General features: G+C 69.0%; 22 protein-coding genes and 1 tRNA gene. 4 read left to right on the top strand and 19 right to left on the bottom strand.

Annotated features, from left to right (window positions below; translation table 11 throughout):
* Nucleotides 1–37 precede the first annotated feature (37 nt).
* The gene (locus DVR07_RS11395) at nucleotides 38–1,279 is read right to left on the bottom strand and encodes an NAD(P)/FAD-dependent oxidoreductase (protein WP_115797407.1); all 1,242 of its coding nucleotides are present in this window, start codon (nucleotides 1,277–1,279) and stop codon (nucleotides 38–40) included.
* A 131-nt stretch (nucleotides 1,280–1,410) separates the two neighbouring features.
* Between DVR07_RS11395 and DVR07_RS11390 the strand changes: the two genes are divergently transcribed.
* Nucleotides 1,411–2,004, top strand: a complete 594-nt coding sequence (locus DVR07_RS11390) for a DUF6149 family protein (protein WP_115797406.1) — start codon at nucleotides 1,411–1,413, stop codon at nucleotides 2,002–2,004.
* Between the two features lie 81 nt (nucleotides 2,005–2,085).
* Here DVR07_RS11390 and DVR07_RS11385 read toward each other — a convergent pair whose 3' ends face one another.
* Nucleotides 2,086–2,844 carry a hypothetical protein gene (locus DVR07_RS11385; protein WP_115797405.1) on the bottom strand — a complete coding sequence of 253 codons (759 nt, stop codon included), beginning with the start codon at nucleotides 2,842–2,844 and terminating at the stop codon, nucleotides 2,086–2,088.
* A gap of 104 nt (nucleotides 2,845–2,948) precedes the next feature.
* A complete protein-coding gene (locus DVR07_RS11380; RefSeq protein ID WP_115797404.1) occupies nucleotides 2,949–4,355 on the bottom strand; it encodes an NAD(P)/FAD-dependent oxidoreductase in 1,407 nt (468 codons plus the stop codon).
* A gap of 150 nt (nucleotides 4,356–4,505) precedes the next feature.
* Here DVR07_RS11380 and gpmI point away from each other — a divergent pair, with 150 nt between their 5' ends.
* On the top strand, nucleotides 4,506–6,128 hold the full coding sequence (gene gpmI, locus DVR07_RS11375) for a 2,3-bisphosphoglycerate-independent phosphoglycerate mutase (protein WP_115797403.1): 1,623 nt from the start codon (nucleotides 4,506–4,508) through the stop codon (nucleotides 6,126–6,128).
* A 324-nt stretch (nucleotides 6,129–6,452) separates the two neighbouring features.
* Here the strand turns inward: gpmI and nadC are convergent, their stop codons facing one another.
* From nadC to DVR07_RS11340, 7 genes are all read right to left on the bottom strand, one after another.
* Nucleotides 6,453–7,268: a carboxylating nicotinate-nucleotide diphosphorylase gene (gene nadC / locus DVR07_RS11370; RefSeq protein ID WP_115798324.1), complete on the bottom strand. Its 816-nt coding sequence runs from the start codon at nucleotides 7,266–7,268 to the stop codon at nucleotides 6,453–6,455.
* Nucleotides 7,255–8,784 (bottom strand): L-aspartate oxidase, encoded by a 1,530-nt coding sequence (locus DVR07_RS11365; protein ID WP_115797402.1) that lies wholly within the window; start codon nucleotides 8,782–8,784, stop codon nucleotides 7,255–7,257. The genes nadC and DVR07_RS11365 overlap by 14 nt, the downstream gene beginning before the upstream one ends.
* A gap of 2 nt (nucleotides 8,785–8,786) precedes the next feature.
* Nucleotides 8,787–9,920 (bottom strand): quinolinate synthase NadA, encoded by a 1,134-nt coding sequence (gene nadA / locus DVR07_RS11360; protein ID WP_115797401.1) that lies wholly within the window; start codon nucleotides 9,918–9,920, stop codon nucleotides 8,787–8,789.
* Between the two features lie 212 nt (nucleotides 9,921–10,132).
* Entirely contained in the window at nucleotides 10,133–11,695 is a 1,563-nt protein-coding gene (locus DVR07_RS11355) for an amidohydrolase (RefSeq protein ID WP_115797400.1), read from the bottom strand.
* Between the two features lie 60 nt (nucleotides 11,696–11,755).
* Complete coding sequence (locus DVR07_RS11350; protein ID WP_162829527.1) at nucleotides 11,756–12,049, bottom strand: HalOD1 output domain-containing protein; 294 nt, start codon at nucleotides 12,047–12,049, stop codon at nucleotides 11,756–11,758.
* Between the two features lie 108 nt (nucleotides 12,050–12,157).
* The gene (locus DVR07_RS11345; protein WP_115797399.1) at nucleotides 12,158–12,802 is read right to left on the bottom strand and encodes a helix-turn-helix domain-containing protein; all 645 of its coding nucleotides are present in this window, start codon (nucleotides 12,800–12,802) and stop codon (nucleotides 12,158–12,160) included.
* Nucleotides 12,803–13,076: 274 nt separating this feature from the next.
* Nucleotides 13,077–13,307, bottom strand: coding sequence for an Lrp/AsnC ligand binding domain-containing protein (locus DVR07_RS11340; RefSeq protein WP_115797398.1), 231 nt, complete (start codon nucleotides 13,305–13,307; stop codon nucleotides 13,077–13,079).
* An 82-nt stretch (nucleotides 13,308–13,389) separates the two neighbouring features.
* Here DVR07_RS11340 and DVR07_RS11335 point away from each other — a divergent pair, with 82 nt between their 5' ends.
* Nucleotides 13,390–14,085: a potassium channel family protein gene (locus DVR07_RS11335; RefSeq protein WP_115797397.1), complete on the top strand. Its 696-nt coding sequence runs from the start codon at nucleotides 13,390–13,392 to the stop codon at nucleotides 14,083–14,085.
* A 1-nt stretch (nucleotide 14,086) separates the two neighbouring features.
* Nucleotides 14,087–14,317 carry an Lrp/AsnC family transcriptional regulator gene (locus tag DVR07_RS11330; protein ID WP_115797396.1) on the top strand — a complete coding sequence of 77 codons (231 nt, stop codon included), beginning with the start codon at nucleotides 14,087–14,089 and terminating at the stop codon, nucleotides 14,315–14,317.
* Nucleotides 14,318–14,358: 41 nt separating this feature from the next.
* Here the strand turns inward: DVR07_RS11330 and DVR07_RS11325 are convergent, their stop codons facing one another.
* The 9 genes from DVR07_RS11325 to DVR07_RS11285 form a co-directional block, all read right to left on the bottom strand.
* Nucleotides 14,359–14,922, bottom strand: coding sequence for a DUF5813 family protein (locus DVR07_RS11325; RefSeq protein WP_193570134.1), 564 nt, complete (start codon nucleotides 14,920–14,922; stop codon nucleotides 14,359–14,361).
* A 63-nt stretch (nucleotides 14,923–14,985) separates the two neighbouring features.
* Nucleotides 14,986–15,070: transfer RNA gene (locus DVR07_RS11320), tRNA-Leu, on the bottom strand.
* 223 nt (nucleotides 15,071–15,293) lie between these two features.
* Nucleotides 15,294–15,842 (bottom strand): peptidylprolyl isomerase, encoded by a 549-nt coding sequence (locus DVR07_RS11315; protein WP_115797395.1) that lies wholly within the window; start codon nucleotides 15,840–15,842, stop codon nucleotides 15,294–15,296.
* 96 nt (nucleotides 15,843–15,938) lie between these two features.
* Nucleotides 15,939–16,340: a DUF7344 domain-containing protein gene (locus DVR07_RS11310; protein ID WP_115797394.1), complete on the bottom strand. Its 402-nt coding sequence runs from the start codon at nucleotides 16,338–16,340 to the stop codon at nucleotides 15,939–15,941.
* 186 nt (nucleotides 16,341–16,526) lie between these two features.
* Nucleotides 16,527–17,585, bottom strand: a complete 1,059-nt coding sequence (locus DVR07_RS11305) for an ABC transporter ATP-binding protein (protein WP_115797393.1) — start codon at nucleotides 17,583–17,585, stop codon at nucleotides 16,527–16,529.
* Nucleotides 17,578–18,834, bottom strand: a complete 1,257-nt coding sequence (locus tag DVR07_RS11300) for an ABC transporter ATP-binding protein (protein ID WP_115797392.1) — start codon at nucleotides 18,832–18,834, stop codon at nucleotides 17,578–17,580. The genes DVR07_RS11305 and DVR07_RS11300 overlap by 8 nt, the downstream gene beginning before the upstream one ends.
* Nucleotides 18,834–19,907, bottom strand: a complete 1,074-nt coding sequence (locus DVR07_RS11295; RefSeq protein WP_115797391.1) for an ABC transporter permease — start codon at nucleotides 19,905–19,907, stop codon at nucleotides 18,834–18,836. The genes DVR07_RS11300 and DVR07_RS11295 overlap by 1 nt, the downstream gene beginning before the upstream one ends.
* Nucleotides 19,907–20,893 carry an ABC transporter permease gene (locus tag DVR07_RS11290; protein WP_115797390.1) on the bottom strand — a complete coding sequence of 329 codons (987 nt, stop codon included), beginning with the start codon at nucleotides 20,891–20,893 and terminating at the stop codon, nucleotides 19,907–19,909. Before DVR07_RS11290 ends, DVR07_RS11295 begins: the two co-directional genes overlap by 1 nt.
* 40 nt (nucleotides 20,894–20,933) lie before the next feature.
* Nucleotides 20,934–22,547, bottom strand: coding sequence for an ABC transporter substrate-binding protein (locus DVR07_RS11285; protein ID WP_165881754.1), 1,614 nt, complete (start codon nucleotides 22,545–22,547; stop codon nucleotides 20,934–20,936).
* Nucleotides 22,548–22,667 lie beyond the last annotated feature (120 nt).

Below are 22,667 nucleotides of genomic sequence, written 5' to 3'. Positions count from 1 at the left end.
GAGGCGTCGAACCGGTCGGTGAGTCGGCCGCGGACCGCTACTGTTCCTGGGGAATCGCGAGTTCGTCGGGGTCGAAGTCCTTCTCCAGCAGGACCTCCTTCTGGTCGGCGACCTCCGCCTCCTGCCGGATGAGGTCCTTGTACCTGCCCTGCGGGGCGATGTCGCCGATGAGGACGCCGCCGACGAGCTTACCGTCCTTGAACGCGAGACGGCGCCACTCGGTGTCGCTGTACTTGCGCTCGCACTCGTCGTCGCCCAGCGTCGGGAAGCCGAAGCTGAGGAACGGGAAGTCGAAGTGGGTGATGGAGTACGAGGACACCCACCGGAACGCCTCGGCCTCGCCGTCGGCGACCATGTTCTTCGCGGCGATCTGGCCCTGCTCCTTCGCGGAGCCCCACGAGCCGTTCTGGGCGTACTCGTCGAGGATGGTGTCGTAGTACCGGGTGATGTCGCCGCCGGCGTAGATGTCGTCGACACTGGTCTGCATGTACTCGTCGACGACGATACCGCTGTCCTCCTCGACGCCGGTCCCCTGGAGGTACTCGGTGTTGAAGTTGAGGCCGATGGCGACCCCCACGAAGTCGCTCTCGTACTCCTCGCCGTTGGCGTCGACCGTCGAGACGACCCGACCGTCGTCGTCGGTCCGGAACTCCTCGACCCCGCTCTCGAGGACGGGCTCGACGCCCTTCTCCTCGAGCGCGTCGTGGATGATCTCGGCGCCGTCGAGGCTCAGCCCGTAGCGCCACCAGCGGTTGCCTCGCATGATGTACTTCGCGTCGACCTCCTGGGCGGCGCAGATGGCCGCGAGGTCGATGCCCAGCAGCCCCGCCCCGACCACGACGCCGGTGTCGGCCGACTCGGCGTGCTCCTGGATCTTCCGGGCGTCCTGGAACGTCCAGAAGTGGTGGACGCCCTCCGCGTCGCTGTTCTCGACCGGCAGCTGGGTCGGCGTCCCGCCCGTCGCGACCAGCAGCTTGTCGTACTCGTAGGTGCCGCTGTCGTGAGTGTGGACCTCGTGGGCGTCGGGGTCGACGTCGGTGACGAACGTGTTGAGTTCGAGGTCGATGTCGCGTTCGGCGTACCAGCCCTCTTCGTGGATGGAGATGGGCGCTTCGGGGAGCTTTCCTTTGGCGAACTCCTTGATGAGGATGCGGTTGTACAGGGCCTCACCTTCGTCTGTGATGACGGCGACGTCGGCGTCGGGGTCCTCCTCGCGGATGGTCTCCGCGGCGGAGCTCCCCGCGATGCCGTCTCCGATTATCACGTACGACTCGCTCATAGCCGAAACTTCAGCATCGGGGTTAAAGTGGGTTGCTATCTGGGTATCGCTTGTGGGAGAGCCGACCGAGTACCACGCGAACTGTTGACGAACGGACGGACTTTTGGGGGTCGGGTCCCAACTTCCGCCCGATGAAGATAAACCAGAACGTCCGTCACTTCGCGTCCCGGAAGGCGCTGGAACTGCCGGTGGTCTCGGACCTCGTGAAGGACAGGCTGGTGGACCTCCACACCCGCATCTTCCTCGAGAAGGCCGACCCGGACCACCGGGAGGAGCGCCGCGAGCGCCTCGACGCGTTCTTCGACGCCACGATGGACACCTACCTCGCCGCGCTCCAGCAGGGCGCCCCGGAGGCCGAGGCCCGCGAGATCACCCACGTCCAGGCCAACTTCGACTTCTACAACCACGGCTGGACCGAGATGATGGAGTTCCCGAGCGACGAACTCGACGACCACTACGACCGCTACGCCGAGTTCTTCGAGCGACACGGCATCGCCATCGACGACCCGCTCGGGGAGTTCGAGCCCGCGGGCGGCATCCCCGACGCGCCCTCGACCCCCGAGAAGCTGGAAGAGCCCGAGCACCCCTACGCCGAGGGCGGCTTCGCCGACGACGTGTACGTCGAGGACGCCGAGGGCAACGTCCACGTCGGCGGCCAGGACGAACCGGCCGACGTGGACGTGACCCAGGCGCCCGGCGTCAGCGACGAAGACGCCGAGGCGTAACCCGTTCACGCGAGCTACACGCTGCCGAAGGCGGATCGCCCGAAAAAGTCTGCGTTCCCACCAGTCACCGCGAGGAGAGCGTTACTCCTCGCTCTCTTCGTCGTCGCCGTTCCCGTCGCTCGACATCTCGTCGGCCTTGTCCTCGGCCGTCGATTCGGCGTCCTCGGCGGTGTCCGCGGCCCCCTCGATGTCGTCCGAGACCTTCTCGCCGCCCTCTTCCACTCGGTCGGCGGCCATCTCACCGCCCTCTCGAACCTGCTCGGCGGCGGTCTCGCTGCCCTCCTGCACTCGGTCGGCGGCCATCTCGCCGCTCTCCTCGATCCGGTCTGCGGCCTCTCCGGCGACGGCCTCCGTCCGCTGGGCGGCTTCGCCCGAACGCATGGCCGTCTCGTCGGCGACCTCACGGGCGCGGTCGGTCGCCTGACTGACGGCCTGACCGACCGAGTCGGACCGCTTTCGCAGCACGTACCCGAGACCGACGACGGCCCCGAGGAGGAACAGCTTCGACAGGGCGCCGCGGCCGTCGCTCTCGCCGCCGTCGCGTCCCCGGCTCTCGTCCCGCCGCCGGCCCCCGTCGTCGGTCGCCGTCTGAATCGCCTCTTCGACGTGCCCCTCGGCGATCTCGGTCGTCTTCCCGCGGTTCCCGCGGACGTAGTCGAGCACGGCCTTCAGGTCGACGAGCAGGAACGGCCGGCCCAGCGAGCGAGCCACCGCCCGGCCCTCGCCGTCGGAGTCGGTCTCCTCGACCAGCTCGACCACTCGGAGTATCGAGCCGCGCGCGCCGTCGTCCGTCAGTTCTGTTCGCGCCGCGTCTGCCGCTTCGGATAGGATGCTACTCATTGGTCTCCCCGGCGGGGATAGGCCGAAATCGCGGAAAAGTATTCTGGGCGTTCTGCCGGCAGACCCGGCCGATTCCGCCGGCGAGCCCGGGATGTGTCCTCGGACTATTCCGGGCTGACGACCCGCTTGCGGCCCGCGATTCGGTCGGCGCACTCGTAGCCCGCGACGATGCCGCCGTTGAGGCTGCGCTCGGGGTACTGCGCCCGGCTCGCCATCCCGGCGTAGTAGAGCCCCTCGGCGACCTCCTCGGAGAGGTCGTACGGGATGACCGTGTCGAGGTACCCCCGCTCGTAGATGGGCGCCGCGCGGGGGTTCTTGGCCAGCCGGAACTCCTCGACGTGCGAGCGGTCCCAGTCGGGGAACATCTCCTCGATGTGGCCGAGCCAGAGCTCCTCGATCTCGCCCTCGTCCAGCTGCCAGAGCTCCTCGTCGTAGTCCTGGATGTAGCTGGCGACGTACAGCAGGTGGTCGCCGCCGTAGTTCTCCGGCGGCATGTAGTTGGTGTGCTCGATGAGCGCGCCGAACGGCGCGTCGTGGGCGATGTTGAGCCAGTAGGTGTCGGTCAGCTGCTCGTCCATCGTCACGAGCGCGCAGACCGCGCCCTGGAAGTCGATGTCGCACTCGTAGCCGCAGAGGTCCTCGAGCACGTTGGGCATCGCCGCGACCACGACGTCGTCGACCGCGTGGGTCTCGGTGGTGACGCCGGGGTCCTGAGCTTCGACTCCACCGTCCGCCTCGGCCTCGACAGCCTCGCCGCTTTCGGCGTCCGCGGGTGGCCTCGTCTCGACGGTCATCCCGCTTACGCGGCCGTCATCGAGGTCCAGGCCGGTCACGCGGGCGTTGGTCGTGATGTTCTCCCTGCCCACCGCCTCGACGAGTGCGTCGAGCAGCTGACCGAAGCCGCCCTCCAGGTAGCCCAGGGGTTCGCCCCGCAGGAGGTCGCGCTCGCCCCGGAACTTGATGCGGCCCAGCAGCCAGGCCGCGCTCACGTCGTCCTTGCGGTCGCCGAACTTCGCGTCGAGCAGCGGCTCGAAGAACCCCTCGTACACCCCGTTGGTGGTGTGCTCGCGCAGGAACCGCTCGATGGGGACGTCCTCGAAGTCCTCGAGGTTCTCGTAGGTGTCGAACTTCGGAATCCCGCCCCGGACGTCGATCTCCTGGGTGAGCATCGTGAGCCGGAACTTGTCGTAGACGCTCATATAGGGGTAGGCCAGAATCTCCCACGGCTTGTCCATCGGATAGACGGTCCCGTCCCAGTAGTAGGCGTTCTTGCCGATGGGCCACTGCAGGTCGTCTTCCAGCCCCAACTCCTCGATGAGGTCCACGATGGTCTCCTCGGTCGCCGAGAGGTGGTGGTAGAACTTCTCTATCGGGTCGCCCGCGGTCTCGTACACCGCGGCGAGCCCGCCGACCTGGTCGCTGGCTTCGAACACCTGCACGTCGTGACCGTGCTGCTGGAGGCGGTAGGCGGCCGCGAGACCCGCGATTCCCCCACCGACGACACCTTTCATACCACGCCGTTCGCCGCGGGCGGCCAAAGGTCTTGTTGAACGTTCCGGAGTGTCGGACGGAGAACACGTCGGTCCGGCCGGGAATCCGCACCGGTCCGCGCTTCCCCGCCAAGCGAAGGGTAGTTAGGATGCGAGGGCTTCCCTTCGGCCATGAAGGCCGCGCTGATAATCCTCGACGGCTGGGGATTGGGAAGCGAGGACGGCGGAAGAAACGCCATCGAGGCCGCCGACACGCCCAACTTCGACCGGTTCGCCGACGCGGGCGCCTACGGAACCCTGAACGTGACCGGGCGACGCGTGGGCCTGCCCGAGGGACAGATGGGCAACAGCGAGGTCGGCCACCTCAACATCGGCGCGGGCCGGGTGGTCAAGCAGGAGTACACCCGCATCGAGGACGCTATCGAGAACGGCGAACTCGGCGAGAACGAGGCCGTCGACTCGGCCTTCGAGTACGCCCGCGAGCACGACGGCCGGGTCCACTTCATGGGACTGGTCAGCGAGGGCGGAGTCCACTCCGACCAGAAGCACCTCTACGCCCTCATCGAACTCGCCGCCGAGCGCGGGGTCGACGCGGTGACCCACGCGTTCACCGACGGCCGGGACACCCCGCCGCGGAGCGGCGCCGACTTCCTCGCGGACCTCCAGCAAGTTATCGACCGGGAGGGGACCGGCGAGGTCGCGACCGTCTCCGGGCGGTACTACGCGATGGACCGCGACCAGAACTGGGAGCGCACCCGCCGGGCCTACGAGGCCATCGTCGAGCGCGAGGCCGAGTACGCCGCCGACTCGGCGGTCTCGGCGGTCGAGGAGAGCTACGACCGCGACACCACCGACGAGTTCGTGGAGCCCACCCTGGTCGAGGGCGTCCCCGCGATGGAGGATGGAGACACCGCCGAGCAGAGCTCGGCGAGCAGCCATCTCGCGATGCGAGATGGCGACGCCGCGCTCTTCTTCAACTTCCGGGCCGACCGCGCCCGCCAACTGACCAGAATGCTCGCGGAGAACGCGGAGCGAAGCTCCGCGACCCATTCGAGCGGGCAAAGCCCGCGAGAAGACATCGACCCCGTCTGGACGTTCGAGACCGACCCGCCCGAGATCCGGCTGGTCACGATGACCCAGTACGACGAGGAGTTCGACCTGCCGATCGCCTTCCCGCCCCACCAGCCCGAGGACGTGCTCGGCGAGGTGCTGGCCGAGAACGGGCTCACACAGCTCCGCATCGCCGAGTCCGAGAAGTACGCCCACGTCACCTACTTCCTCAACGGCGGCCGGGAGGTGGAGTTCGAGGGCGAGCGCCGCGAGATCGTCCCCTCGCCGGACGTCCCGACCTACGACCAGCAGCCCGAGATGAGCGCGCAGGAAGTGACCGACACCGCCGTCACTACCATCGAGTCCGACGACCCGGACGTGCTGGTGCTCAACTACGCGAACCCGGACATGGTGGGCCACACCGGCGACTTCGACGCCGCGGTCGAAGCCGTGGAGGCGGTCGACGCCCAGTTGGGCCGACTGGTCGAGGCGGCCGAAGCGGCGGGCGGGCACGTCCTCGTCACCGCCGACCACGGCAACGCCGACGACATGGGCACGCCCGAGGACCCCCACACCGCCCACACCTACAATCCGGTCCCGCTCGCCTACCTGACGCCCGAGGGCGACGACGGGGGTAAACGAGTCCGCGAGGGCGGGTCGCTCTGCGACATCGCGCCGACCCTGCTTTCGCTCATCGGCGTCGATCAGCCCGAAGCGATGACCGGCGATAGCCTGCTGGAGTAGGGTTCGCGGGATTTTCTCGTCCAGTTTTAGAGGCTCGGTTCCACCCGGCGCGCGCTGGCGGACCCTTAGGGTCCGCCAAGCGCGCGAGGGACGAGTAGCGCAGTGAGCGTAGCGAGCGAGCAACGCAGGAGGCTGGGGAGGTGTGAGGCTGCGGTGCCGTGCGGTCGCTGTAACTCATAGGTGACGGCAGTAGCTAGCGTCTTGCCGCCAATCACCCTCGTCCCGGCCGTTGACGGGAATCAGAAGAGCAGTCAGTAGCCAGTCAGTGTCGGGGTACGGCAGTTCCAAAGGAAGAGAAAACCGCGACAGGAAAGCAGTTCTCTGTCACTCCTCTCCGGTCCGGAACGACAGGTCCAGGCTCGGCGCCGAGTGCGTGAGCGACCCCATCGAGATGACGTCGACGCCGGTCGCCGCGTACTCCGGCACGTCCTCGATGCCGATGCCACCACTCGCCTCGGCGAGCACGCCCTCGGGCAGCAGTTCGACGCCCTCCCGCACCGCCTCGGGCGTCATGTTGTCGAAGAGGACGATGTCGGCCCCCGCGTCGGCGGCCCGGACGCCGTCCTCCGGAGCCTCCACCTCGACCTCGATCTTCGCGGCGAACGACTTCTCCTCGCGGAAGTGTGCGATAGCCTCCTCAAGGCCCATCTCGGCGACGTGGTTGTCCTTGACCATCACCATCCCCGAGAGCGTGAGGCGATGGGTGTCCCCGCCCCCCGCCGCGACGGCGCGCTTCTCGACGCCGCGGAGGCCGGGCGTTGTCTTCCGAGTGCCGGCGATCGCCACCTCGTCGGTGACCTCGCGGGCCGCGTCGACCGCCCGCCGAGTCTCCGTCGCCACGCCAGAGGCGTGGGCCGCGACGTTGACCGCGACGCGCTCGCCCCGGAGGACCGACTCCGCAGGCCCCGCCACTTCCAGCACCGCGTCGCCCGGGTCGATTCGGTCGCCCGCGTCGACGGTCGCCGCAGCGTCCACGTCCAAGTAATCGAAGACGGCCTCCGCGGCGTCGAGACCGGCCGCGACGCCCGACTCCTTCGCGACGAGCCGACCGGTCGTCTCGCCCGGGACGTGGTTGGTCACGTCGCGGTGGCCCACGTCCTCGCGGAGCCACGCCTCCACTTTCCGGTCAGTCACCCGCACGGGCCTCGACCTCCTCGGAGCGAGTTTCGGACTCCCCCTCTTCGAGCGCGTGACAGCCCACCGGGTCGGCCTCGGTCGCGTGCCGGGCGACCAGCAGCGCGACCACGCTGGCGTTCCGGAGCTCGTAGAGGCTCCGGCTGGTCCGGGTCCGGGTGTAGGCGTCGACCTCGCCCTTGAGCCGCCGGAGCACCGCGGTCGCGCGCCGGAGGCCCCCGGGCGTCCGGCGCAGCCCCACGTGCTCGTCCATCACCCGGCGCAGCCGGACGAACTTCTCGCGGGCGAATCCCGCGGGCAGGTCGGGGTCGCTGTCGCGCAGGTCGGGCGCCTCGACGCGCTCGGGTTCGAAGCCGGCCGCGGTCTCGCCGGCCCGCAGGCCCCAGACCAGCCCCTCCAGCAGGCTGGTCGACGCGAGCCGGTTCGCGCCGTGGACGCCGGTCCGGGCGCACTCGCCGACAGCGAACAGCCGGTCGAGGTCGGCCCGGCCGCGGTCGTCCACCGAGATCCCGCCGCAGAGGAAGTGCTCGCTGGGTTCGACAGGAATCCCGTCCCGCCAGTCGACGCCGCGGGCCTCGCACTTTTCGGCGAGGTCCGGGAACTCCCCGACGAAGTCGAGGGGCGAGACGTCCAGTACGACCTCGCCCGTGCGCTCGCGCTCGTCGGCGACCGCGCGGGCGACCACGTCGCGCGGCCCGAGCTCGGCGTCCGCGTGGTAGTCGGGCATGAAGCGCTCGCCCTCGGCGTTCCGCAGGACCGCGCCCTCGCCGCGCACTGCCTCGCTGACGAGGAAGGGGTCCTCACCCGAGTAGGCCGTGGGATGGAACTGCACGTAGGCCATGTCCGCGACCGTCGCGCCCGCCAGCGCGGCCATCGCGATACCGTCGCCGGTCGCGGTCTCCGGGTTGGTGGAGTGCTCGTAGAGCGCGCCGATGCCGCCCGTGGCGAGGACGGTCGCCCCGGCGAAGACCGGCTTCGGTGCGGTTCCGCCGCTTCCGTCGACCATTGCGCCGTGGACGCGCCCCTCGTGGGTGACCAGGTCGAGCGCGGCGGTGTCCTCCCGGACGGTCACCCGGTCGTGCGCGTCGAGGTGGTTCAGGAACGGCGCGAGCACGTGCCTGCCGGTGCTGGCGTCGACGTGGAGGATGCGGGGCTCGGAGTGGGCGGCCTCGCGGGCGTAATCCAGTTGGGTGCCCTCGCGGTCGAAGGGCACGTCCAGCGTCTCGACCAGCACGTCCTCGACCGCATCCCGCGACTCCTCGACCAGCACTTCGACCGCCTCGGGGTCGGCGGTGCCGGCGCTGGCGTCGAGGACGTCCTGTGCGAACGAGTCGGGGTCCGACCGCGCGGTGGCGACCCCGCCCTGCGCCCAGTGGGACGTGGTCTCCTCGGGCCGGGTCGCCTTCGTGACGACCAGCACCTCCGCGCCCTGGCTGGCGGCGGCGAGCGCGGTCGCACAGCCCGCGACGCCGCTGCCGACGACCAGGACGTCGGTCTCCGCGGGAATGGCAGTTCCGGTCATCGTCAGATCTCCAGCATGCGCTCCATCGCCAGTTCGGCCAGTTCGGCCTCCTGTGGGTCGACCTCGATGACGTTGCGCTCGCGACCCGCCACGAGCTCCTCCAGCACCCACGTCAGGTAGTTGGGGTCGATCTGGCGCATCGCGTTGCAGTCCATGCACGCCTCCCCACAGAGCGGGACGACGTTCACCTCGGGGTGCCACCGCTGGAGGTGGTTCGCGAGGTGGATCTCGGTCCCGATGGCCCACGTCTCGCCCGGGTCGGCCTCGGCCACGGTGTCGCAGATGGTCGCCGTGCTGCCGGCGACGTCGGCGGCTTCCACGACCTCGCGGCGACATTCGGGGTGGACGATGACGCTGGCGTCGTCGTACTCCTCCCGTACCCGCTCGACGTGGTCGACGCGGAAGCGCTCGTGGACCTGGCAGTAGCCGTCCCAGAGGATGATGTCGCTCTCCGCGACCTCGTCGGCGTCCTTGCCCTCGGGGTCCCAGGGGTCCCACTCGGCGATGCTGTCCGCCATCCCGAGGCGGTGGGCGGTGTTCTCGCCGAGGTGCTTGTCGGGGAGGAACAGCACCTTGTCGCCCCGCTCGAACGCCCACTCGAACACCTCGTGGGCGTTCGAGGAGGTGCAGACCGCGCCGCCCTGCTCGGCGCAGAACGCCTTCAGGTCGGCGTAGGAGTTCATGTACGTGACCGGGACGATGTCGGCGTCGGGCGCCGCTTCGGTGATCTCGGCCCACGCCGCGTCGACCTGGAGGGCCTCGGCCATCCCGGCCATCGGGCAGGAGGCCTCCATCGACGGCAGGATGACCGTCTGGTCGTCGTCGGTGATGATGTCGGCCGACTCGGCCATGAACGTCACCCCGCCGAACACCACGTACTCGGCGTCGGCCTCCGCGGCCTCGACGCTCAACTGGTACGAGTCGCCGACGAAGTCGGCGTGCCCGACGATCTCCCGGCGCTGGTAGTTGTGGCCGAGGATGACGAGATCGTCGCCGAGCGCCGCCTTGGCGGCCTCGATGCGTTCCGTTCGCTCCTCCTCGTCCAGTCCCCGGTACGCTTCGGGTAACTGTTCGAGGTTGTCATACTTGAAGAGACTGAGGTCCGTTTCGATGTCCGCCGTTTCCATCTTTGGCACAGTAAGCCACCTACGATTGTGACTGACTTCGGTGTCCGTCATTGAAAATATTTTCTCTTCAGAAGTCCCCGGTGAAGCGACTCGACGTACTACTCGGTCTCGAGAGAATACGATGTAGTTCGAGGGGCGTCGCGAAAGGGAACCACTGCAGAGTACGAGCAGACAGCAGCTAAATCCCGTCTACGGGCGAAGAGTAGCGGAAACAGTCGGGGTCAGTTCCGGTCGTCGTAGACTATCTCGCCGTCGACCACGGTCAGCGCCACGTCGACGCTCTCGATGTCCTCGGAGTGGTCCCACGGCGACCGCTCCAGCGCCACCAGGTCGGCCTTCTTGCCGACCGCGACGGTGCCGAGGCGATCCTCGTCGAACCCGGCGTAGGCCGCCCCGCGGGTGTACGCCCGCAGCGCCTCGGTCACCGAGAGCCGCTGGCGGTCGGCCGGCGCGTCGACCGTCTGGTGGACGCCGAACAGCGGGTCCAGCGGCATGCAGTCGCTCCCGAACGCGAGGTGCGCGCCCGCCTCGAGCAGATCCGCGAACCGGTCGGCCCTCCGTCGGCGCTCGGTTCCGATGCGGTCGTCGTACAGGCCGCCCGGTCGGGCCCACTTGAGGAAGTTGGGCTGGACCGAAGCGACGACCCCCGACTCGGCGAACCGCTCGACCGCCTCGTCGTCGGCGAGTTCCGCGTGTTCGACCCGGTGGCGGGCGGCGCCGGGGTCGCCGGTCGCCTCGTAGGCCGCCAGCACCTCGTCGACCGCCTCGTCCCCGATGGCGTGGGCGGTCAGCTGGAACCCGGCGTCGTCGGCCCTTGCGACGAGGTCCCGGAGTTCCTCGGGCGGAACGACCCACTGGCCGGTGGCGTCGTCGTCCACCGGTTCTTCGCTTCCGGCGTCGGCGTACGGCTCCGAGAGCTTCGCGGTCCGGCCGCCGAAGCTCCCGTCGGTGAACGTCTTGATCCCGCCGACCCGGACGAACTCGCTGCCGTGGTTGGTCCGGAGGCCGACCTCGTCGAGCGCGTCGAGGTGGTCCGACCAGTAGTTGATGCGCACCCGGAGCGCGAGGTCGCCGTCGAGGTCCATGCGACGGTACACTTCAGGAGCGCGCGACTGGCGGACCATGTCGTGGACCGCGGTCACGCCCTGCCGGTGGGCCTCGCGCTGGGCGGCCGTGAGGAGTTCGCGCATCTGGTCGGCGTCGGGTTCGATGGCCTCGTAGACGACGTCGACAGCCTCCTCGACGATGACCCCCGTGGGTTCGCCGCTCTCGGTCCGGACGTCGTCGTCGGGCATCGCGTCGGCGTGGCGGTCGAGCGCGACCGAGTTGACCGCTGCTGTGTGCATGTCCTCGCGGAACGCCGCGACGGGCCGGTCCTCGGAGACGGCGTCTAAGTCCTCGCGGGTGAGGTACCGCGACTCGTCCCACGCGCTCTCGTCGTAACCGAAGCCGAGCACCCACTCGTCGTCGGGGCGGGCCTCGCCCGTCTCGCGAAGCAGGCCGACGCCGTCGGCCGGCGAGTCGGCGGCCGACAGGTCGGCGTGGACCAGCCTGGCTCCGAGGTGCTGGAGGTGGGTGTGTGCGTCGACGAACCCCGGGAGGAGGACCCGGCCGCCGAGGTCGACCACGTCGGTCCCGACGCCCGCCAGGAAGTCCACCTCGTAGGCGTCGGCCACGCGGACGATCTCGCCGTCCCGGACCGCCACCGCCTCGGCGACCTCGTCGGGGTCGCCCAGGGTGTGGACCTCCGCGTTCGTGAAGATGCGGTCTGCCGGCGCTGTCATGTCCGAGATGTGCGCCCGGGAGGCGATAACCGTTGGGGAATCGGCGACCCGGCGGCCGGCCTACCGGCCCGCGTCGAACACCGAGACGAGGCCCGTGCTGTTCACGACGACGCCGTACCCGCAGAAGGAGAACTCGGTTCGGCCGGCGTCCCGGGGCGTCCCGTCGAGGTGGGCGGCGAACAGCGCGTCGAGCGCGTCCGGGTCGACGACCTCGGCGAGCGGATCTATCTCGGTGGGGTCGGCGTCAGCGGCCGCCGCAACGGCCGCGACCACCCCCTCGCTCAGTCGCTCGTGTCCGTTCAGTTCGTAGGTCAGTACCGTCTCGCGGCGCGTCGTCGATTGCTTCTCGCTCATGATAACTCGGCCTCGAAGAGCGCGGGGTCTTCGGAGCGTTCCTACCCGGAAATCGGGACCCAGGGGTGTACCCTATCACGTTCGCCTCTGAACGCCTTTAAGAGGCGGTCACTCTTCGGTCGCGAGCGTCGCCGCGACCAGATTCCGGAGGCCGCGGCGCATCCGCTTCGAGACCGCCCGCGGGGAGATGTCGAACTCCGCCGAGAGCTCCTCGAGGGTCGTGCCTCGGGGCTCGTCGAAGTAGCCCGCCCCGAAGGCCGCCACGACTGCCGCGCGCTGGTCGTCGGTCAGGCCGTACTGCTCGCCGGCCTCGACCGCCGCGACCGAGTGGATCCAGTTGAGCCGGAGGTCGATGTCGTGGGCGGCGCAGTAGCGCTGGAGGTCGGCGACCGCCTCGCGGTCGGGCGACCGGAGCTGGAACCGCCACTCGCCGTCGCGCCGGGCCACCGACAGCAGGGTCGCCTCCGAGTCGACGACGGCCTCGACGAGCCCGGCCTCGTCGGTCCAGGTCGCGCGCAGGAGCGCACCGTCGCTCACCCGGTCGAGCACCGTCACCGAATCGACGCCGTCTTCGTCCTCCAGCGCCGCGACGAACGCCTCCACGTCGTCGCCCCACACCCAGAAGAACGGCAGGGTCGCGTCGCCCGTCGGGACGATGCGTTCGAGTTCGACCTCCAGCTCGGGCGTCGCGGCGAGCGCCCGGCCGAGCGGGAAGTCCTCGACGGGGACCGACAGTTCCGCGATGACACTCATTCCACCCCGGCTTCGCCTCGCTGCGGTAAGGTCGTTTGGGACGCGAACTGTCCGACCCCGGCGACTCCCGAGACGTGTTCGAGCGCGTGTACGCCGACCTCCAGCCGGAACTTCGCGACCAGAAGGCGAGCTCGACTCGTTCCTGGCCGACCACGAGGTGCAGGAACTCGATTGCTGAGCGGCACGGACGCCGCGGCGGTGCTCCGTTTCGCGAACCCGCCACTTTCGGGGAACAGCGGGCTTCTGTGCGCAGAGAACGAGCGTTGCGGCCGCCCTAGTCGATCGCCATGTAGGTCTTGGTGTCGGCGACCCCGTCCATCCCGGAGATGTCCGTCGAGGCGGCGTGCAGCACGTCGTACACCTCGTCGGCGTCGGCCTCCGCGATGACGTCGAACTCGCCCGCGACCACGTGGGCCTCCGTGACGCGGTCGAGTCTCCGGATGGCTTCCAGCACGTCGCCGGAGCGCCCGGCAGCGGTCTCGATCATGATAAACGCGTGGACCATCGCACTGTGCCATTCAGTACCATACAAGAAAAGCGTTTGGGGTGGAGAAAACTTATTCAGGCAGTGCCGCGTAAGCGTTACCATGAAATTCGTTATCATTGGTTCCGGCCGGGTGGGACTCCGCACGGCCCGGGTCCTCCGCGAGGAGGGCCACGACGTCACGCTGGTCGAGCGCGACGCCAACAAGGTCGAGCGCGCTCGCACCGACGACTTCGAGGTGGTCGAGGGCGACGGGGGGCGCGAGGAGATACTCCGGAAGGCCGACCTCGAATCCGCCGACGCGGTCGGGGCGCTCACGGGCGACCTCAACGTCAACTTCGCGGCGTGCATGGTGGCCAAGCACTTCGACTGCCGGACGGTGTTGCGCATCGACGAGGACTACCGCGAGGACATCTACCGGAAGTTCGCCAGCGACGTCGACGAGGTGGTCTACCCCGAACGGCTCGGCGCCATCGGCGCGAAGAACGCGCTGCTCGGCGGGAACATCCGGGCCATCGCCGACATCGCCCACCACCTCCAGGTCGTCGAGCTCACCGTCACCGACGACTCGCCGGTGAAGGGCTACTCCATGGGCGAGCTCTCGCTGCCGGCCGACTCCCGCATCCTGGCGTTCGGCAAGGCCGACGAGGCGATGGGCATCCCGCTGCCCGACGACTCGCTGGAGGTCGGCGACCGGCTCGCGGTGCTGGCCGACTTCGACGTGCTGGAGGACGTGCGCAGGATTCTGGTCGGCGACGCCAGCAGGGCCAGCGCCCAGGCGATGACGGGGGGAAGCTGAGATGGTCACCGCGTACGTCATGGTCAAGGCGAACACGGGCGAGGCGGACAGGCTCAAGGGGGAGATCCTCGACGTCGACGGCGTGGTCGACGCCCACATCGTCGCGGGCGACGTCGACCTCGTCGCCAAGCTCGACGTCGAGACGCCCGCGGACGTGAAGGACATCGCGGCCGACGCCATCCAGGGCATCCGGGGCGTGGAGGGCACCCAGACCTACATCGCGATGGAGTGACCGCCGCGGAGTGACCGGCGATACGTCGACCCCGTTCCGGATTACAGCGGGGTGCCCCCGGACCCGCCGGACGGTCCGCTCGGTCCGGACTCGCCGCCGCCGTTGCCGTCGCCCCGACCGCCATCGTCGTCGTAGTTCTGCCGGGCGCGCTCGCGCAGGCCCGCGGCGGGTTCGCGGTAGTCGTACCCTGGGATGATGCCCTGGACCCAGGTCCCCTCGACGTACTCGGCGATCGCCAGCGCGTCCTCGACGGCCCGCTCGGGGTCGGACGACGCGAACTCGACGGTGACGACCGCCTCGTCGCCCTCGCGCTCTATCGCCGGCGGCTCGGCGTCGTCGGCCTCGGCCACGGTGTGGGCGTCCTCCAGCCGGAGCTCCAGCGTCTCGAACCAGCCGTCCTCCACCACGTCGGCGACAGTCTCGCCCTCGACTGCGGCGTCGAGCATCGGGGTCCGAACGACCACCTCGTACCGTCGGGAGTCGCCATCTTCCTCGACGGTGACGACGTTCTCGAAGGGCTTAGCGGGCGTCTCGAACTCCCCGTCGTCGGTCGGCTCGAAGTCCGGATGCTCTCGGAACGCACGTTCGACTCGCTCGTCGGTCATTTTCGAGTGCGTAGGTTGTTGAGGGGAATGTGGGTTTCGACTGCCCGCGATGAAAAGGTCGGATGCGAGGGATGGGATTCGAACCCATGGACGTCTACACGAGCGGGTCTTAAGCCCGCCGCCGTTGGCCAGGCTGGGCAACCCTCGCGCAGGAGTGGGTTGACGGTTCTGTCCGAAGTGGGTTTCGGTACGCGGGTAACTCCGGCTCCGGACCCTCCGGCGGTACGAAGGTTCAAGGCCGAAGCCGGGACGAGTCCCGTCCGGACGCCTCGCGCGGTCGTCCGGCGTCGCGGCCGACCCCGGGCGGTCGAGACCGGGGACCGCCAGTCCGACTAATCGGAGACGGCTGAGTTACGCGAAAACAGCACCGACTAGTCGTGGATCTCGACGGACTCCAGCACCGCCTCCTCGGTCGGCCGGTCGTTGGCGTCGGTCTGCAGCGAGCCGATCTCCTCGACCACGTCCATCCCGTCGGTGACCTCGCCGAACACGGCGTGGCGGTCGTCGAGGTGCGGCTGGGCGTCGAGCGTGATGAAGAACTGCGAGCCGTTGGTGTCGGGGCCGCTGTTGGCCATCGAGAGCTTGCCCGCGTCGTCGTGGCGGAGCTCCTCGTGGAACTCGTCCTCGAACTCGTAGCCGGGACCGCCGCGACCGGTCTCGGTCGGGTCGCCGCCCTGAACCATGAAATCCTCGATGACCCGGTGGAAGGCGACGTCCTCGTACAGCGCGTCCCCGCGAGTCTCGCCGGACTCGGGGTCCTCCCAGGTGGTGGTGTCGGGCGCGGGGTCGTCGTTCGCGGCCGGGTCGTGCTTCGCCAGGTTGACGAAGTTCTCGACGGTGGTCGGCGCCCGCTCGTCGAACAGTCGAACCTCGATGTCGCCGCGGTTCGTGTGGAGCGTCGCGGTCAGATCGTCTGCCATGCTTCGGGGAAGGGTCGCCGGATAGAAAACGGTGCCGGACGCGTTCCGAGCGGCGCCGGGCGAAGCGGTGACGGGTCCGGACCGTCCAGCGTCGCGCTACTGCAGGTCCACGCCGCCGGCCGCCTGGAGCGTGTCGACGAGGCCGGGCGAGTCGACGAGGCGGACGACCCCCTCGCCGCTGTCGTGGTCCACGATGCCGGCCTCCGACAGCTTCGGGAGGTGCATCTGGAGGACCTCGGCTCTCGTCTTCTCGATCTCGGCGGACGTGAGCACGGCGCGGGTCTTCTCGGTCATCGACGCGGCCAGCAGTTCGGCGAGCTCGTCGACCCGCATCGGCTCGTCGCTCCGCGCGAGGTAGTGACAGAGGCACCGACGCCGGTGGTCCGAGAGCGCCCGGAACACCACGTCGAGCGACTCGCTGTCGCTGTCGACCGGCAGTACGTCCTTCTCCGAAACGTGCGGTGGGGACGGCGTCCCCCGGTTGTGATCCTGGCTCATATCTATCGTGTGACGCTCCGGGTGCGACCGCGCCGCGTTCCGCGCTCGCAGTCGCTGTCCTCCCACGGCGGGAGAGCCACACCGGGCGTCGTCCCGTGGTCTGACAAACACACTCACGGGGATAAGGGCCCTGCCCGACTATTCAAGCAGAGACAGTCAGACCGACGAAATCGGCCGCGAGAGCCGTCAGTCGTCCGCGGCGGTCCCGGCCGTCCGCTCGTCGACGTCGAGCGGCGGGCTCGACCAGTACTCGTGGTCGCTGGCTCGACGGAAGCAGGCCGCCCGGTGGTCGGCGTCGGCGTCGACCTCGTAGTCCTCGGGGTCCGCCTCCGCGCAGACCTCGCGGGCGTGCGGACAGCGCGTGTGGAACCGACAGCCCGATGGCGGGTCCCGCGGCGAGGGGACGTCGCCCGACAGCGTCTCGACCTCGCGACCCTGCTCGCCGGTGTCGGCCCGCGGGACGCTCTCCAGCAGCGCCTCGGTGTACGGATGCCCCGGACTCTCGAAGATCTCGTCGACCGGGCCGACCTCGACGATCTCGCCGAGGTACATCACGGCGACCCGGTCGGAGATGTGCCGGACCACGCTGAGGTCGTGGGCGATGAACAGGTAGGTCAGCCCGAACTCCTCCTGAAGGTCCTCCAGCAGATTGAGAATCTGGGCCTGCACGCTCACGTCGAGCGCCGACACCGGCTCGTCGCAGACGATGAAGTCCGGTTCGAGCGCGAGCGCCCGGGCGATGCCGATGCGCTGGCGCTGGCCGCCCGAGAACTCGTGGGGGTAGCGGTCGACCTGGCCGGCTGACAGGCCGACCCGCTCCATCAGCGCCGCCACGCGCTCGTTCCGGTCGTCCTTCGTCCCGACGCCGTGGACGTCGAGCGGTTCGCGCACGATCTCGCCCGCGGTCATCCGCGGGTCGAGGCTGGAGAACGGGTCCTGGAAGACGACCTGCGCGCGCTCGCGGAACTCCGTGAGGTCGTCGCGCTCGAAGACGTTCTCCCCGTCGAAGTACACCGCGCCGCCGGTCGGCTCGCGGAGGTCGAGCAGGGTCTCGCCCGTCGTGGACTTGCCGCAGCCCGACTCGCCGACGAGCCCGAGCGTCTCGCCCTCGCGGACCTCGAAGCTCACGCCGTCGACCGCCTTGACGCTCTCGGGTTCCCGGCCGAGCAGCCGGTCGGTGAGACTGTCGCGCTCGTAGTAGTACTTCTCCAGGTTCTCGACGCGGATCAGCGGGTCGTCAGTCATCCGCGCTCACCTCCTCTTCGCGGTCGGACGCCCGGCCCGATTCGGCGTCGGCCTCCCGCTCGAAGTAGTCGTCGGGCAGCGCCCGCGAGGGGTCGTACTCGTGCTGTGCGAGGACGCACCGGACGCCGTGCTCGCCGGCCGGCGTCTTCACGTCCCGCGGTTCGCCGGTTTCGGTGTCAAACTCCGGCGGGTGGTCCTGGCACTCCTCCATCGCCTTCGGGCACCGGTCGGCGAAGTAGCACCGGTCGCCCATCTCCTCGTCGTAGAGGTCCGGCACGTTGCCCTCGATGGGCTGGAGCCGGGGCGCGGGGTCGTCGAGGTCGGGAATCGACCCGAGCAGCCCCCGCGTGTAGGGGTGGACCGGATCGTCGAACACGTCGGCCAGCGTGCCGCGCTCGACGATCTCGCCGGCGTACATCACGCCGACCCGGTCGCACATCCGGGCGATGACCCCGAGGTTGTGGGTGATCATCACGATGCTCATCCCGGTCTCCTCCTGGAGGTCCCGGAGGAGGTCGAGAATCTGGGCCTGGATGGTGACGTCGAGCGCGGTGGTCGGCTCGTCTGCGACCAGTAGGTCGGGTTCGCCGGCGAGCGCCTGGGCGATCATCGCGCGCTGGAGCATCCCGCCCGAGAACTCGTGGGGGTACTCCTCGGCCCGCTCGGCCGGGTCGGGGATGCCGACCTGCTCGAGCAGGTCGATCGCCTCGGCGCGGCTCTCCTCGTTGACGTAGCTCCGCGAGGGAAGCACGGTGCTCGTGAGCAGGTCGGCCAGCCCGTACCCCTGCGTGCGCGACCGGGTCGACCGCGGGTTCGCTCGCGCCCGGCGCTGGACCTCGACCGCCTCGGCGATCTGCTCGCCGACGGTCAGCGAGGGGTTGAGGCTGCTCATCGGGTCCTGGAAGATGGTGGCGAACGACGGCCCGCGGAGCGCCCGCCGGACGTTCTCGGGCACCCGGCGCACGTCCACGAAGTCGCCGTCCACGGCCTCGGGGTCGTCGTCGCGGACCTCGTCGGCGAGGTCGGGGTTGCGGTACCAGACCTCGCCGCTGGTGATGCGGCCGGGCGACTCCACGAGGTCGATGACCGACAGCGCTGTCACGCTCTTGCCCGACCCCGACTCGCCCACGATGCCGAACACCTCGCCGTCGCGCACGTCGAAGTCGACCGACTCGACCGCGTTGATCTGGCCGTCCTCGGTGAAAAAGCGGGTCGAGAGATCCCTGACCCGCAGCAGATCTTCGGCCATCAGACGCCACCTCCCTCGCCCTCGATGCCGGGGTCGAGCGCGTCCCGGAGCCAGTCGCCGACCAGGTTGATGCCGATGACCGTCAGCACGATGGCCATGCCCGGTACCGTCGATATCCACCACGAGGAGGCCAGATAGTCCCGGCCCTGCGCGATGTCGAAGCCCCACGAGAGGCTCGTCCCCGAGAATCCGAGGAACGAGAGCGCCGATTCGAGCAGGATGATGGCCGCGATCTGGATGGTCGCCAGCACCAGGATGGGCGTGACGCTGTTGGGCAGGATGTGCTTGCGGATGATGAACCCGTCGTCGGCACCCACCGACCGGGCGGCCTTGACGTACTCCTGGCCCTCGACCGACAGCGCCTCGCCGCGGGCCACCCGGGCGAACCACACCCAGTTGACCAGCCCCACGACGATGATGACCGTCCCCGGTAACGCGAACGTCTCGGGCATGTTCGGCGCGACGCCGGCCACCACGAGCGGATCGGGAAGCTGGACCACCGCCCGTCCGAACAGCCCGACCAGCGCGACCGCCAGCACCAGCGACGGGAACGCGAGCATGACGTCGGCGCTCCGCATCAGCGCGTCGTCGATCTTCCCGCCGTAGTAGCCCGCGACCAGCCCAACGGTCACGCCGACCGTCCCCGCGATGACCGTGCCGAACAGCCCCACCAGCAGCGAGGTCCGCGCGCCGTAGATGACCCGCGAGAGCATCCCCCTGCCGAGCGCGTCGGTCCCGAGCGGGTACTTCGGCGTGGCCGAGACCGTGACCGTCTCGTTGACGACCTCGATCGAGCCGTTGACCATTTCCGAACTGGTCTGGGTCGTGGTCTTGGAGAACCCGAGCGGCGGCAGCTGCGACTGGTCGAGGTGCTGGTTCGTGGGGTTGTGGGGCGCCAGCAGCGGCGCGAACAGCGCCACCAGAACGATGGCGACCACGACGACGATGCCCAGCTTCGCCAGCGCGCTGCTGCGGAGCTCCTTCCGAAGGTTTCGGACCGTCCGGGGCGAGACCCCCTTCCGAAGGCCGTTCCAGAAGACGCTGCCGAGCCGCGCGAGGAGGTCGTCGAGCATCAGTGGACCACCTGCGGGTTGATGTAGGCGTACAGCGAGTCCACCAGGATGTTGATGAGGACGAACCCGACGCCGATGACGATGAGCGACCCCTGAATCAGCGGCCAGTCGCGCGCGTTGATGGCGCCGATGAGGAGGGTACCGAGCCCGGGCCACGCGAAGACGGCCTCGGTGATGACCGCGCCGCCGATGAGCGTCCCGAGCTGGAGTCCCAGCACCGTGATGACCGGAATCAGCGTGTTCCGGAGCGCGTGCTTGTACCGGACCAGCGTCTCGGGCAGCCCCTTCGCCCGCGAGGCCCTAACGTAGGGCTTGCCGAGCTCGTCGAGCATCCCGCTGCGGGTGAGTCGGGTGATGAGCGCGGTGAAGTAGGTGCCCAGCGTGATGGCCGGGAGCGTGATGTGGGCGAGCCAGTTCACCAGCCCGGAGATCCGGAACTCGGTGAACAGCATCGCCACCGCCGGCAGGAAGCCGATGCCGCGCCGGCTGGTCGGGAACAGCCCGAACTGGACCGCCAGTACCAGCACCAGCATGATGCCCAGCCAGAAGTTCGGCGTCGAGATGCCGACCAGCGAGAAGCCGGTCGCGGCGTAGTCGGCCGGCTCGTGTCGCCGGGTCGCCGAGACGACCCCGAGCGGAATCGAGAGCGCGACCGCGACGATGCTCGCGGCCACGGCCAGTTCGACCGTGGCCGGGAGCCGGGCGAAGATGAGGCCGCTCGCCTCGACCCCCCGGATGTACGAGTAGCCCATGTCGCCCTGGACCAGCCCCGCGATGTAGTCGAAGTACTGGACGTAGAACGGCCTGGTCAGCCCGAGTTCCCGGGCGATCTGCTGGCGTAGCTGCTGGCTGGCGTCAAGCGGTGCGACGAACGTGATCGGGTTGCCCGGCGTTACGTACCGCAGGCCGAACACCACGGTCACGACGCCCCAGACGACGAACACGCCCTGCGCGCTGCGTTTCAGCAGGAACCGTCCAATCGCCATCAGCCATCACTCCGTCGAGGCGGGAGCATCGATCGGGATGTTACTGGCCGTCCGCCGGCTCCATGGCGTAGGCGTCGATGCGCTCGTCGCGCCGGGCCTGCCACTGGATCCGGTTGCGCACGCCGTAGACGCTGTACTGACGGTTGAGGTAGATCCAGGGCGCCTGGTCGTGGAGCGTCTGGTTGACCTGCTGGAGCGTCTGGTCTCGCTGGTCCTGGTTGGCCTGGCTCTGGGCCTGGTCCATCTGCTGGTCGACCTGCTCGTTGCAGTAGGACGTGAGCGCCCCGTCGCAGGTCAGCAGCGGGATGATGGTCTGGCTCGCGTCGAACGTCGCGTTCCCCCAGCCGATGAGGTAGAAGTCCGGCCCGGTCTCGATGTTCCCGTCGGTGAGCTCGCCCGCGAGGGTCGCGAAGTCCCGCTGACGGACCGAACACGAGACGTTCGAGAGCTGGTCGATCTGGTTGGCGACCGCCTGGGCGATCTCGACGTCCTTGAGGTAGCGGCCGACCGGCGTGTGGAGCGTGATCGACGCGCCGGCGTGGCCGCTCTCCTCGACGAGCTGTTCGGCCTGCGCCGGGTCGTGCGGGTAGAGGCTCGTGTCGGGGTTGTACCCGAAGAACCCCTCGAGGGTGGGCTGGCCGGTCGGGTCCGCGAAGCCCGACAGCACGTTCTCGATGATGCTCTGGAGGTTCACCGCGTAGTTCATCGCCCGCCGGAACTCCACGCTGGAGAACGGCTCGACGTTGTACTTCATCGCGTTGTAGATGATGCGCGTGCTCGGCGCGGCGCTCACCCGTGCGCTGTTCGCGTTCCTGACCCGGCCGATCGCCTGGGGCGGGACGTTGACGATGACGTCGCTCTCACCCTCCAGAAGCTGGTTGACTCGGGTGCTCGACTCCGTGGCCGCCCGGAACGTCAGCTGAGTGACCGCTGGCGGCCGGCGCCAGTAGTCCTCGTTGCGCGAGAACCGGACCAGGACGTCGGACTGGTACTGTTCGAGCACGAAGGGCCCGGTGCCGTTCATCTGCTGGGCGACCTCGGAGCTCGAGCGCTCCTGGACCCACGACTTCTGCATGATGTCGCAGTAGGTGGCGAACAGCGAGAATACGATGGGGTTGATGCCGTCGGACATCACGTCCACCGCGCGCTGGCCGTCGACCACCTGGGCGCCCGTGACCCCCGCGAGCTGGTCGGCCTGCGGGCTCGCGATGCTCACGTCCTGCTGGACGACGCGGTTGATGCTGAACGCCACGTCCTCGGGCGTGAGCTGGCCGCCCTCGTGGAACGTGACGCCCTCCCGGATCTGGAACCGCACCCGCCCCGGCTCCTGGCGCTCGTACCCGGTCGCCAGCTTCTGGACGATCTTGCCCTGTTGGTCGCGACCGAGCAGCCCTTCGTAAGCGTGCAGGACCACGTTATCGGTCGGCGTCGACCGGTGGTTCTGCGGGTCGAGCGTCGTCGGCATCTGGCCCTGCGTGATGGTGACCGGGAAGTCGTCGGGCAGGTCGCCGCCCGACGTCGTGGTTTCCTGCCCGCCGCTCCCCGACGTCGTGGTCTCCTGTCCGCTCGCTGCACCCGTCGCGGCGGCGGCCGCCGCCGCACCGCCCACTGCTTTCAGAACTGACCGCCTGGTCGCGTCGTTGTTCTCCCCCATGAGAGGGTAGCCACGACATTATCCCCATTAAGCGTAGGGGTAAGTTGCCGCCGACTAACGCGATAATGGCTCCATTTTCCGAACCGACCGTTACGAGCCGTAGCTTTAAGACATGCCAAA

The sequence above is a fragment of the Halorussus rarus genome, assembly GCF_003369835.1.
Lineage (GTDB): Archaea > Halobacteriota > Halobacteria > Halobacteriales > Haladaptataceae > Halorussus > Halorussus rarus.
The sequence above is the reverse complement of the archived record's forward strand: the minus strand, read 5'-3'. Positions and strand labels throughout refer to the sequence as shown.